At 60.4% G+C, this 11,187-nt stretch carries 10 protein-coding genes and 3 pseudogenes; 6 read left to right on the top strand and 7 right to left on the bottom strand.

Going from position 1 to position 11,187, the window contains the following annotated elements:
• A pseudogene (locus K309_RS42170) lies at positions 1-133 on the bottom strand (IS256 family transposase); the annotation flags it as partial.
• Positions 134-252: 119 nt separating this feature from the next.
• Between K309_RS42170 and K309_RS42165 the strand changes: the two are divergent.
• The 3 genes and pseudogenes from K309_RS42165 to K309_RS0132085 form a co-directional block, all read left to right on the top strand.
• Positions 253-414: pseudogene (locus K309_RS42165) on the top strand (IS701 family transposase); the annotation flags it as partial.
• Between the two features lie 684 nt (positions 415-1,098).
• Positions 1,099-1,419, top strand: coding sequence for a hypothetical protein (locus tag K309_RS0132090; RefSeq protein ID WP_029050109.1), 321 nt, complete (start codon positions 1,099-1,101; stop codon positions 1,417-1,419).
• A 587-nt stretch (positions 1,420-2,006) separates the two neighbouring features.
• A complete protein-coding gene (locus K309_RS0132085) occupies positions 2,007-2,252 on the top strand; it encodes a hypothetical protein (RefSeq protein ID WP_029050108.1) in 246 nt (81 codons plus the stop codon).
• Positions 2,253-2,677: 425 nt separating this feature from the next.
• On the opposite strand, the gene K309_RS0132080 is transcribed toward K309_RS0132085, so the two are convergent.
• From K309_RS0132080 to K309_RS0132070, 3 genes are all read right to left on the bottom strand, one after another.
• Positions 2,678-3,076, bottom strand: a complete 399-nt coding sequence (locus tag K309_RS0132080; RefSeq protein ID WP_029050107.1) for a hypothetical protein — start codon at positions 3,074-3,076, stop codon at positions 2,678-2,680.
• 224 nt (positions 3,077-3,300) lie between these two features.
• Entirely contained in the window at positions 3,301-3,852 is a 552-nt protein-coding gene (locus K309_RS0132075; RefSeq protein WP_051320738.1) for a cupin domain-containing protein, read from the bottom strand.
• A 477-nt stretch (positions 3,853-4,329) separates the two neighbouring features.
• Positions 4,330-5,334 carry an AraC family transcriptional regulator gene (locus K309_RS0132070; protein ID WP_029050105.1) on the bottom strand — a complete coding sequence of 335 codons (1,005 nt, stop codon included), beginning with the start codon at positions 5,332-5,334 and terminating at the stop codon, positions 4,330-4,332.
• A gap of 120 nt (positions 5,335-5,454) precedes the next feature.
• Between K309_RS0132070 and K309_RS0132065 the strand changes: the two genes are divergently transcribed.
• A complete protein-coding gene (locus K309_RS0132065; RefSeq protein ID WP_029050104.1) occupies positions 5,455-6,273 on the top strand; it encodes an SDR family NAD(P)-dependent oxidoreductase in 819 nt (272 codons plus the stop codon).
• Positions 6,274-6,537: 264 nt separating this feature from the next.
• On the opposite strand, the gene K309_RS0132060 is transcribed toward K309_RS0132065, so the two are convergent.
• The 3 genes from K309_RS0132060 to K309_RS0132050 form a co-directional block, all read right to left on the bottom strand.
• Complete coding sequence (locus K309_RS0132060) at positions 6,538-7,014, bottom strand: hypothetical protein (RefSeq protein ID WP_029050103.1); 477 nt, start codon at positions 7,012-7,014, stop codon at positions 6,538-6,540.
• Between the two features lie 61 nt (positions 7,015-7,075).
• Complete coding sequence (locus tag K309_RS39450; RefSeq protein ID WP_051320737.1) at positions 7,076-7,717, bottom strand: DUF6904 family protein; 642 nt, start codon at positions 7,715-7,717, stop codon at positions 7,076-7,078.
• A gap of 18 nt (positions 7,718-7,735) precedes the next feature.
• On the bottom strand, positions 7,736-8,860 hold the full coding sequence (locus K309_RS0132050) for a J domain-containing protein (RefSeq protein WP_035878714.1): 1,125 nt from the start codon (positions 8,858-8,860) through the stop codon (positions 7,736-7,738).
• Positions 8,861-9,092: 232 nt separating this feature from the next.
• On the opposite strand from K309_RS0132050, the pseudogene K309_RS38240 reads away from it, so the two are divergent.
• Positions 9,093-10,761, top strand: a pseudogene (locus K309_RS38240) (site-specific integrase).
• 5 nt (positions 10,762-10,766) lie between these two features.
• On the top strand, positions 10,767-11,187 hold a 421-nt coding region (locus tag K309_RS0132040; RefSeq protein WP_029050101.1), incomplete at its 3' end, for a DUF4158 domain-containing protein.

Raw genomic sequence — 11,187 nt, 5'->3', positions numbered from 1 at the left:
GCTCAAGCAGCTCTGCCAGCTCCACTTCAATCGCCTCCTGGATGACCCGTCGGGCCCCGCGCCTGATCAGCTCCTCGAGCCCAAGCCCGATTTCCGATAGACCGACTGCTTCTTTCCCTTTATCCTTGCTCATGGTGGACCTTTCTTGTGCTGGTTTCCGATCTCGACAATCAGATTCTCAGCGGAAAGCTCCACCGCCCTCTACTCCGCGCCTCAAATTCCCCGCCTGTACACCAGTTTCGACTTTAGCTCGCGACGCTGAGTGTCGCAGCCTATGGCTTCCTGATGGCCGAACGACTCGTTGCGGTCAAGTCCGAAGGGAATAAAAAAAACTCCCTCGAACGCCAGATACCTCCGCTTCCCGCAGATTACATCCCCCGTGGCAGCCCAGCGCGCGCAGCGACACGTGACTAACTCAATCACCACACTGCGCCATCAACTTAGCTTCCACCTGATGCGCAGCCTTGGCATTTGCCCATGTTGCGCGTCCGGCTGATCGATCACATTTGTGACACAGTAAGACTAGGAGGCTGACAATGAAAAGTAACCCAACAAGGGTGCCGCCGACTACGAGCCCCAAGGCCGCCAGACCGGCGAGTACCGGCCCAAATAAGCCTGGGCTGGGATCTCGACGCAGAGGCCAGCCCCAAGGAGACCAAACTCGGCTGTCACGATGTACGAGGCTCGTCAATTGGCGCGCCAATCCCGATGTGGAAACAACTGTCGCGGGAAAACCGCACACCAGATTCGGAGGGTAGGAGACGGCGAAAGCCGTTTTCCTAAACTTATCCATCGACGCTTCTGCGCCTTCGATCGCTATGGGGAAGAAGACTGAAGATTGTGCCGAAGCGGTCGTTAGCGCCCTTCGGTAAGTTGTAAGAACAGGGCACGCTCCGGAGCTGGGATCGTGAATCGCAACTTGTCCGGATGACGGAAAACTGATCGCGTTCGGAGTAAATAGGGAAATCTACACCCCTCTCCTTGGGCATTCATGATCCTGTAGACCATGTGCTATAAGCACGTCGGCATCTGCGCACATGAACGGGCATTGCACAGGTCGCTGCCATACAAACGCACACATTTTTCTCAGGGGAAATCATGGCCACCAAAATTATGCTTAAGCATCCAGCAAGCGGAATGCTTAAAAAGGGCTACTACGGGTACAGCTGGACTTATCTGTTCTTCGGTTTTTGGGTACCGCTCATCCGCGGTGAACTCGGTACGGCCGCACTGCACTTGCTGTTCGGTCTGGTGACGTTCGGCGGCTGGAATATCGTCATGTCGTTCCTCTACAACAAGCAGTACATGACCCGCATGCTCGTCGAGCGCAACTACGTGCTGGCCGGATCCGATTCCGAGAATGAGTTCGCCCGGATGAAGCTTGGAATTGCACCGACTGGCGCAGCTATTGCAGCCTAATTCCATTACGCTAGAATAACGAAGGCCTCGCAAACTTGTGGGGTCTTTCTCTTATCGACGCACGCGTGATCCTGCTACAGCCGTCGGGCTGCACGGCCCCTCCACATGGCTTTTCAACATAACGCCCGATCAGCGTTTTTTTGCCGGGCGCTGGGTGTTATGTTGATTGGAGAGGCCAACTGGCTGGTCGCTCAGTCCGCCGTCGGCGCGCAGACGCTGAAAGCAGGAGCAAAGCCGAAATGGGCCCGCGGCATACATGACATTGCGCCCCAAACTCTTCACCGTGCTGATAGAAGGCGACCCATTTGCCGTCGCGGACGCAGTGGGCGACCAGGAAAGACTTCGGCATGGCCGTTCGGACCGTCCAGCGGAAAGGGCGCGTGCCGCGTGGCCCAGTAGTGGCCGCTCGGGCGGGGCACGATTGTCTTTGGCATGTGCATCAACCCAGTGTGCTGTCACAGAACGCGCGGTCCGGCCTCGTTACCGCGAAACGTGAGGCGCTGTCAATCCTGCATCGGCGTAGCATCACGCCGCGACATCCTGGTGTAGTCTCGCCGCCAAATTACCCCTGCTATCCGGCAATTTCCATGGCGCGACACCTTCAATTCTTGTCCCGGGCCTTCTGCGTCGGCGCCATCATTGTGATCCTCGCCATTGTCTTCCGCCAAGTATATCTGCGCAGCGCCGCAGAGGCTGAAGTAGTCGATGCGGATGAGGAACCCGCGAGAATGATGTTGATTCGCTGCGAAACGATGCACGAACGTCTGCAGAATGAGCAAAATTCGGCTGTAGCGGCTGAAACACGGCCGCGTGCTCGTTGTCGGGAATCCTGAGTTTGCCGAATCTCGACGCAGCGACCGCTCACTACTACCCCGGTGATGCGGTCCCTCCGCCGACCGAGTGGCGGAATAACCGGAGCGCCCAGTGTCGTGGCATGAAGGCTACGCTCCTACAGCGGTCGACCCATGGCCCACTTCGCTGCGAGGTAGAGGATCATTACACACCAGCCAAGAGCGACCAGCTTGACCGTCCAATGCCAATCGGCACCGGGCACATCGGGAGGGGATGCTATTGGTTCGGAGCGCGGCGGTATGTCCTTTTTGCCGGATCGGAACTGGCGAGGATTGTAGGCTGCATCTTTGGCCGCTCGGCCACTGTCTTTCTCGGGGCGCCGCCAGGAATCATTCTTCTTATCGCCGGAGCGCTGGTTGTATCGTTCGCGCCACCAATCTCGATCGTAGACACCCATGAGTCGTCTTTACTGGCAGTCGCGGGCTGCCATTTCCTCTTCAATTTGCATCAGCTGAGCACGCACGTTGTCCTGCTCCAGCTTCCAGCCTGTTCGCCGCAGTTGATCGCCTAACATGCTGCGGTCCACCTGCAGTCGCTGACACCGAGCTGGGGAATACTGCACGGTGCGCGCCGTTTCCAGTGTGGTTGCGCTGTTTGTGCGTTGGGTGTTGGGCGTAGGCGCTGAGTAAGTCGACACGTTGCCGCCCATGCTGGCGGTGATGTCCGTGTAGCCGGATGGGCAGTGCTGGTCCTGGGTGTACAGGATCCCCTTGTTGCTGCGACATTTCGCGGCATGGGCCGAGTTGAGAAGGGCGCTCGCCGCGACGATGGCTACAAATTCCCACACACCTACGGTCGAGCGCATATTGCTGCTTTTTGTTTACTGATGACGTAACAATAACACGTAGACCGCCAAGGGCGACTTTAGGCGTCCCGTGCCGGCGCACCAGGGAACACTTCGTCACGGCCGTTCGGATCGTCCAGCGGGCACTTGGGTGGTCGGAAATTCTCCTGCTGCGGCCCAAACTCTTGCACCTTGAGGCCTAACCACTCGCCAGCCTTACTTCGGCGCCAATCCGCCACACCCTGCTAGACACGCTGGCGGTCAATCAGAATGGCCAGGAACAGAGCAGTCCCATCTATCGCAGTCCAGGCGTGATTGGTACCGCGCTGGATTACCACATTACCCGGCACGAGTTCGGTTTCCGCGTTCTCGAGAATCAATTTTGCACGTCCCTTGAGCAGACAGATGACGTCCACAGTGTCCGTCTCATGCATGCCAGGATGGCGGGTCTGGTCAATCATGTGGTGATCCGCGCCTATCCGGGCAAAGCCTGCGCGCGCCAGAGTCCGTAGCGTTTCAGCGGGAACGCCGCCCGGCATCGGCTCTATGGCGAACCAGCGCACCTTGATCTGTCCGTCGTCTGGCGCAAGAATAGCGGACGCCGGTCCTTTGTCTTCCGCCAGCCCGGGACCGAGAGTGTCGCAAAGACCCTCGGCCCAGATTTCCATCAAGCCACCGAGCCCGGCCTCAACCGAAGCACCTGAAGGCGGGCCATCGACGATGATCACCGATTTCCCGTCAGCGTCGTCGCCGGTAATGACCCGGCGCAGCATCTTTTCCAGTCCTGGGTAGCTCATCTCTTGTCTTCTTGAGAATGCAATGTGTAGCGCTTAGGTTATGTGGGCAAACGCAAAGCATATCAGGCCCTTCAGGAATATCGCTTGGGATAATGGCCGAGCGGCGCAGAACTGTACGCCACCGCGAAGAACCATAGCAACCAGTACCATGGCATACCCGGGCGGCCCGCCAGGCAGCTACGATGAAAGCGAGCTAATCCGCAATTTCACCGGTGTACTGCACACGACCATGCCGGTTATGTCTCGCGCGGAACGGACTGTGGTATCACCGACCTGGTCGCCCGCGAGAAGTCTTCGGGGGCAGGGCGGTGCGGCAAGTCACGGATCTCTACCCTCTGTCCGTCGTCTCTTCGCGACCCGGCTCGGTCATTTGCAGCTTCCAGCTATCAACGGTTACTTGGCAAGGTACAACGGTCAGTCGAACTGCGAAGCCGCCCGGCGGACCGGCCACACCATGCCGTGGCAGGCCTCCCGAAGTCAGGCCTTCCGCATACGTGCCTGCCGCCACGGCTTCGGTGAGATTCCGAATTCCTGAGAAAACCAGCGCGTGAAGGATCTTGAACTGTCGAAGCCGAGCTGTTCCGCGATGGAGAAGATCGAGTGGCGCGTATTCTCAAGAGAGCGCGTCGCGTTATCCCGGCGCACCGCGTTGTAGACGCGCATGAAGGTGGTGTCTTCCTGCGCCAGCCGCCGCTGCAACGTTCGCGGACTCATCTTCAGGTAGTCGGCAACCAGCATCAGGTCGACCTTGCCGCTCGGCATCAGCAACGAAATCGCCTTTCTCGCATCCTCGAGAACGGACTCCCGATTGACCACAGGCAGATTCTCGATGAAGAACTTTTCGTAGTTCTTCAGCTCGATCTCCGAGAAATCGGAAGGCGAGTCCAGCTCGCTCGTGAGGCACGCGAAGCCGGAATACTCGGCACCCAACCTGAGCGGACAACGAAAGACGCGACGATGGATCTGCTGATCATCCGGCGCCGCATGCGAAAAGTAGGCTTCGTGTGGACGCCAATGTTCCCCCAGCAGTGACCGGAAGATGCTGATGATCACGCCCACGCCCAGCTCTGCCGCCTGCCTTGAATAAACATCGGAAATCAACTCGACTCTGACCACCGAAAATTTCCCCTCGGTCTCGACCTGAATGGCGAGGACGTCGTTCAGCAGCCCTTTGTGCCGAGTGAGGAAGTCGATCGCCGCCCGCGCCGAGCGCTGATGTCGCAGCAGCAGGCTGATTGCACCAATGTCCGAAAGCTTGCGCCGCTCTACCATCAAGGCCGCAAAGGCAGTGCAGTTGGACGCGCTTGCCGCATCTTCCAACAACTGAATCACCACACGCGCAGGCAGGAAGCTGCACTCGGTGGGGGCCAGCATGGCGCGGCTCAGTCCGTGCCTCAGCAAAAGGGGTTCCGGATCCAGGTCGAGTTCGCTGGCGACATCCAGGAACCGGGCCAGGGAGGCAGATCGAATGTTCAGGCTCATCAGAGTATTCGCTGTGTGTCGCGATCTGCTACCTTTATGGCGCCTTTAGTGATCTTTCAAGTCTCCAATGTTCTTACGATCAAGTCAAACATTTCGCGAGCCTGACGTAGGAGACCTCGGATGGAACTGAAGGACAAAGTAGCAATCGTCACCGGTGGTGGACGCGGTGCCGGAGAGGGCATCGCCCGAGTCATGGCACGGGAAGGCGCCCGCCTGGCTGTGGTGGACCTCAACCTCGAGAATGCCCGGCGTGTTGCCAATAGCATCGACCCGACCGGCACGCGTGCCATCGCCATCCACGCCGATGTTTCCAGGAAGGCCGACGCAGAAGCCATGGTCGCGGAAACAATGCGGGCCTTCGGCACGGTCGATATCCTGGTGAACAACGCAGGCATTGAGGGGCCCCCCGTTCTACTCCAGGATCTCGCCGAGGAACAGTGGGACCGCGTGATGGGCGTGAACGCCAAGGGCGTGCTGCTCTGCTGCCAGGCTGTCCTGCCGACCATGATTGCCAGGATGCGCGGGAAGATCGTCAATATCGACTCGATCGCCGGCATTCGCATGACCTTCTTTGGCAGTATTGACTACACCGCCTCGAAGCATGCGGTCACGGGGCTGACCCGGCATCTGGCCTGGGAAGTGGCGGATCACGGCATCAACGTGAATGCGGTCTGTCCCGGCGGGATTCTGACGCCGTTGATGGAGCAGAGCACAAGGCCGGAAATGCGCGATGCCATTGTCAAACGCGTCGTCCCGCTCGGCCGCTTCTGCAAGATCGAGGAGATCGGCGAAGCGGCTTCTTTCCTGTCCAGTGAACGGGCCAACATGATCACCGGCCAGTTGCTGGCCGTCGACGGCGGCGTGCTGACCGGCTACGGCGAAGACCTGCGATCCGTGCTCCGCCAGCGCATGGAAGACAGGAACGCCCTCGAGCATTAAGAGAACCCGTTCCTGAAGGACGGGCTCCGCCACCATAGCGGCGAGAGGCGGTCTGCCTTGTACCTACCTCCGCCCAGACCACGAAAGGAGATCGCTATGGGAGGGTTGGCCGCAATTCGTGAAAAATCCGCCACATCTCCGCTAAGCGGATGATTTGAATAGGAATTCTATCGTTGGGTCAAGCGACGGAGCCCGTCTTTGGAGGTCCAGCAGGCCGGTCGATGTACTCCCGCCGGCGCGTCAGATCGCGTAGTCGCGGTTGCCTTATGCTTTTGCGGCTGCCTTGATACGGATATGGCTCCCCTCCATCAGAACCGACCAAGTGAGAACCTGTCGTTTGTCTTCGGGGAAAAGGGCCTGCTTGCGCTGCATTAACCGTTCGATCTCCTGGACGGCGATCTCTCTGTTCGCCTCGGTAACATCCTTGAACATTTTCCCCACGGCGTTGGTTCGATCGTCACTTGTCAGCAGGCTGAGATTCCATGCAATCACGATCCCGTCCAGCGCATTTTTATACTCCGAGAGAGGCGCGTCGTCATATGGCACTTCTTCTTTCAGCAATTCGACCAAGGCATGGGAGATTTTCTGTTCTTGCGGGAGGTTCGCTTCTATCCGTACGAGAGGTGGTAGGCCAAACCACTTTCTCTCGGCCTTGGGGGGCTCATATTCCTGTGCCCAAAAACTGACAACATCTTCACTTTCGTTTCGACGAAGCTGCTTCCTTCTGCTGGCCTTCCCCATACACCACTCCTAGCTGTTTGCCCACACTGCTACGCCGCCGTAAGCGGCATCCTACACGCCATTACCAACACGGATCGGGCCAGTCCACGCCTTTCCATTGCTCGAGCTCACGGGGCGACACTGATTCCGTAGCACGCTGCCCGTTCGGGAGGCTGGAATAGTGCTCGTACATCGTGTCAAAGCTCAATAACAGTGAAGCGAAACGGCGCTCGCGCTCGGCTTTGGACCAGGAGCAAAACATTGCGCCACGGCTGTTCAGCCGATCGAAGATGTCTGGGGTGGGATCGAGTCGTAGCCACTGATCGACCATGGTTTGCCCCTGCGCGCCGAAGTCCTCCCGCAATCCCGCTTCGATGACGGCTTCCAGCGCATAGGTGATTGCCTGATGCCGCCTGGAATGATCAAGGTACCCGAGCGATACGCGCAGCATCCGCTGCTGCACAAGGAGCACGGGCCAGAGAATCTGGACTCCGTAGCGCACGCCGATTTCCTCATAGCCTTCGGGCGGTTGCAGGTTTTCCCGTTGCTGTTCATAGGCCTTGCGCACGTCATAGGCCAATCCCAGGAATGCCCCGCCCTCTTCGCGAATTAGGGGCGATCGATCATTGACGTCATGGACAACTTCGTGCAGCTCGCGCAATGAGGCGTAGTCACCGATCAGAAGAAGGCCAGCGTGATTATTCAGCAATTGATAAGCAAGCACAGTTATTCCTCGTCGGAATCAGAAGGGCATCGCGTCGAAGATTGGGTCTGGCTGCACGCGCTTGAAGGTCTTGAGCCAGAGCTTCACATTCTTGATCTCTTCGAACGCGACGAGATCGCGTTCAAGTTCGCGGATATTGGTCTGGAGCTCCTTGACATCAGAGGCAAGCATTCGGAGGGGCTTGTCTGGCGACAGGCTTACGAAGGGATCAATGCCGTAGCTGTGCCGAAATGCGGATTCGACATGCAGGATCTGCTCGTCCAGTTCGCGGACTTGCTCCTTGAGGATCCTGTTGTAGTGTTTCAGCCGATCTTCACTGAGATGGTTGATCGAGTGCTGGTCGATGTGTTCCAACTCCAGTTGCAGCTCCAGTAGCAGCAGCAGGTTGTTCTTGTTGTAGGCCTCATTGACGCGTTGCATCAGTTTGGTCTTCCGTTCGCGCTCCTGCGGATCGGCTTCGCGGTCCGGATGCAATGCGCTGGCGAGCTTCCGATAGATTTCGCGAATGGAGAGGCTGATCTGAGCCTGCTCTTCCTGGGCGCGAGCCTCTGCCGCAAGCTGCTTGGGCGATTTTTTCCGCTTGGCACGACGCACTTCCTGCTCGGCGCTTTGCGCGACCGCTTCCTCGTGCTGTTGCTGCATGTGCGCCTGGGCGCGCTGGAGCACGTCTTCTGGCGAGGTGAGGTCCACGTCGTCGCCCAGTTCGACACCAAACACCGCCTCCAGCATGGATTTCATGCCGAGGATGTCCGCGGCGGTTTCGCTGTCGTAGTCGGCCGAGCTGTACTTGTTGTAGATGGCTTTCAGGCTGTCGTCTTCATCGACCATCGGGCCCACCAGATCGGTGATCACGTCGGCGAGCTTGCAACGTTCGGCTTTGGTCAATCCCTTTTGCTCGTAGGCCCGATCCAGACAATGCACCATCCGGATCTGCAGATCGGTCGAGGTCTGCTCAAGCGGCAGGTACTCGTTGACATAGCGCTGCTGGAAGGTGGGCGTGACGGTTTCCCAGGCACGCAGCCGTATGCGACGCTTCTCAATCTGTTTGATCAGCGAGTTGAACGTCTTTTGCCCTTGGGACAGCGTGGTCCGGTTGTGATCCGGCGCGATGCTGACAGACTGGCGATTAATTCTGGTGGCCATGAGATGGATTGGTGCGCTGAGGCGGTAGCAAGGGAAGGTTGCACGAATTCTAGCCGATGGCGGCGGTTGGAAGAACGCGACGCGACTGCAGATTGCATAAACCATATCGATAACCCCTCTTAGCGATATAGCCACATTTTTCTGGCAAACTGCGGCCTTGCAATTTGCACCTCGCCTTGGCGTGCCTGGCCTTCTCCATACCAAGGCTTACGCACCCCGCCAACGACTTTCGATGCAAGACACGACGATTTCGCCCGATTTCCCCGACGCCGCCGCCTTGGCGGCCCTGCGCGCCTGGTACGCGGGCGCGTCGTCGCGCCAGGCGGTCGCACGCTATTGCCCCGACGCGCTGGGCGTCGGCCGCTCGGCGCGTGGCGTGCTCGGGGATATTCGCCGCCAGCTCGCCGAGTTCGCGCGGCGGCGGCGGCGCGAGGATTTTGCTGCACTGTTCCGCTGCGGCGCGGCGGAGCGCACCGGCCACGCCAAGGCGGTCGCCCGCGCGCTCGAAACGTTGCGGTCGCTGCCCCTCCCCGAGCCGCAGATCAGCGATTCGGTTGATTGGTGGCTGTCCCCACGCGCGGTCACCGCACTACGCGCCCATGGCATCCGCACGCTCGCCGACCTGACGGTGCGCATTCCGCGCCGGCGCCGTTGGTGGGCCGCCATCGATGGGCTGGGCGCCCGCAGCGCCAGGCCTATCGAGGCCTTCTTCGCGGCGCACCCGAAGCTCACCGAACGGGCGCGCGCCCTCGTCACGGCGGCACCGCCCGATCCGGTCGTGCCCTGGGAGCAGATCCGGCTGCCGCATGAGGTCGACGGATCACGTGGGGCCTTCCGCCCCCCCGCCAGATGTGCACGCTCGATGCCAACAATGACTATGACGCCATCGGGGCCTGGCTGGCCTTGTACGAGTCGACCGAGACCGAACGGGCCTACCGCAAGGAGGCGGAGCGTCTGCTGCTGTGGGCCATCCTCGAGCGCGGCAAGGCATTGTCCTCGCTGACCACGGAAGACGCGTCGGCTTACCGCGCCTTCCTGCGCCGGCCCACGCCGCACCATCGCTGGGTCGCGCCCGCACGGCCGCGCACGTCGCCGGAATGGCGCCCCTTTACTGGCGCCTTGTCGCCACGCTCGATCGCCTATGCCTGTCCGTGCTCGGGTGCATGTTCCGCTGGCTAATCCAGCAGCGCTACGTGCTGGCGAACCCGTTCGCTGGACTGAAAGTGCGCGGCGGCCAGCGGGCGCCCGGCCTGGACGCGTCCCGCGCCTTCTCGGCGGGCGAGTGGGAACTGGTGCGGACCATTGCCGACGGGCTCGAATGGTCCCATGGCTGGACGGAGCCGGCCGCGCAGCGACTGCGGTTCCTGTTGGACTTCGGGTACGCCACCGGGCTGCGTGCCGGTGAACTGGTTTGCGTGACGCTTGGTGGAATCGAGATCGGCGCGCGCGGCGAGCGCTGGCTGCATTTGGTCGGCAAAGGTGCCAAGCCTGGCAAGGTCGCGCTGCCGTCCCTGGCGCGCCACGCGCTCGATCAATACTTGGTCCAACGTGGCCTGCCGGTGACGCCCTCGCACTGGAAGCCGGATACGCCCCTGCTCGCCAATCTGGACAGCGCCGCGGCCATCACCACGCCGCGTCTGCGCGACGTGTTTCGCCGCTTCTTTCTGCTGGCCGCCGATGTCATCCAGCGTGACCATCCGGCGCTGGCGGACAAGCTGCGGCGCGCCACGCCCCACTGGGTGAGGCACACCCATGCAACTCATGCCCTGGCGCACGGCGCAACCCTGACAACGGTGCGTGACAATTTGCGGCACGCCTCCATCACTACCACCTCAATCTATCTGCACGATGACGAGGTGCAGCGCACGCGCCAGCTTGAGCAGGCCTTCGGGCGCAGATAGAGATCATGCCGCCGATCCACGAGACCGCCTATCCAGTGCTGCCGGCCGAGCCCACCGTTGTTGAACTGCAGGCAGCGTTCACGCCGACCGCGACCGAGATCCGCTTTGCGCGCAGCCAGGCGCGCCAGGCCTTGACGTCGGTGCTGATTCTCGTGCAGCTCAAATTGCTGCAGCGCCTTGGCTACTTTCCGATGCTGACCGAGGTGCCGGCCGCGGTGATCGAGCACGTACAGGCTGCCCTGCGGGCGCGGCCGTTGTCGCGCAGCGTGGTGACACGCTACGATGTCTCGGGCACCCGCGCCCGGCATCAAAAGTGGCTGCGCGCCTATGTTGGCATCCGGCAGGTGGACGCCAACGCGCAGGCATGGCTGGAGTCGCAGGCAACCGATGCCGCGCGGACCAAGGCTGAACTGCCGGATATCGTCA

Origin of the sequence: Cupriavidus phytohabitans (genome assembly GCF_000426345.1) — a bacterium.
Lineage (GTDB): Bacteria > Pseudomonadota > Gammaproteobacteria > Burkholderiales > Burkholderiaceae > Cupriavidus.
This window is presented reverse-complemented; position numbering and strand designations above follow the sequence as displayed.